The organism is Peptoclostridium sp. AF21-18, from assembly GCF_003478825.1.
GTDB lineage: Bacteria > Bacillota > Clostridia > Peptostreptococcales > Peptostreptococcaceae > Peptacetobacter.
In genome coordinates, this window is sequence record NZ_QUGE01000061.1 from 1 (window position 1) to 573 (window position 573).

The 573-nt window shown below is 52.4% G+C and carries 5 tRNA genes; all 5 read right to left on the reverse strand.

What is annotated here, in order from left to right:
• Window positions 1–66: 66 nt before the first annotated feature.
• The 5 genes from DWX74_RS11015 to DWX74_RS11035 all read right to left on the reverse strand — a co-directional run bounded on the left by DWX74_RS11015 (window position 67) and on the right by DWX74_RS11035 (window position 504).
• Window positions 67–140: transfer RNA gene (locus DWX74_RS11015), tRNA-Ile, on the reverse strand.
• 5 nt (window positions 141–145) lie between these two features.
• A tRNA-Pro gene (locus DWX74_RS11020) sits at window positions 146–222 on the reverse strand.
• A gap of 8 nt (window positions 223–230) precedes the next feature.
• Window positions 231–324, reverse strand: a tRNA-Ser gene (locus DWX74_RS11025).
• A 6-nt stretch (window positions 325–330) separates the two neighbouring features.
• A tRNA-Ser gene (locus DWX74_RS11030) sits at window positions 331–419 on the reverse strand.
• Window positions 420–431: 12 nt separating this feature from the next.
• Window positions 432–504: transfer RNA gene (locus DWX74_RS11035), tRNA-Lys, on the reverse strand.
• Window positions 505–573 lie beyond the last annotated feature (69 nt).

Below are 573 nucleotides of genomic sequence, written 5' to 3' on the forward strand. Positions count from 1 at the left end.
CGAACCACCGACACGGGGATTTTCAGTCCCCTGCTCTACCGACTGAGCTATCTAGGCATAAATGAGTGGGCCTAGCTGGACTCGAACCAGCGACCTCACGCTTATCAGGCGTGCGCTCTAACCACCTGAGCTATAGGCCCATAAATGGTCGAGGTGAAGGGACTCGAACCCCCGGCCCCATGGTCCCAAACCACGTGCGCTACCAAACTGCGCTACACCTCGATTTATCTTGGCGGAGAAGGAGGGATTCGAACCCTCGCACCGGTGTTACCCAGCCTAAACCCTTAGCAGGGGCTCCTCTTATAGCCTCTTGAGTACTTCTCCTAAATATGGCGGAGAGGGTGGGATTCGAACCCACGGTGCCGTTAAGCATCACTGGTTTTCAAGACCAGCTCCTTAAACCACTCGGACACCTCTCCATATATAAAAAATGATCTATCCGCGATTCGAACGCGGGACACCTTGATTAAAAGTCAAGTGCTCTACCGACTGAGCTAATAGACCACAATAAAAAATGAGCGCAGAAGGATTCGAACCTTCGACACACGCCTTAGAAGGGCGTTGCTCTATCCA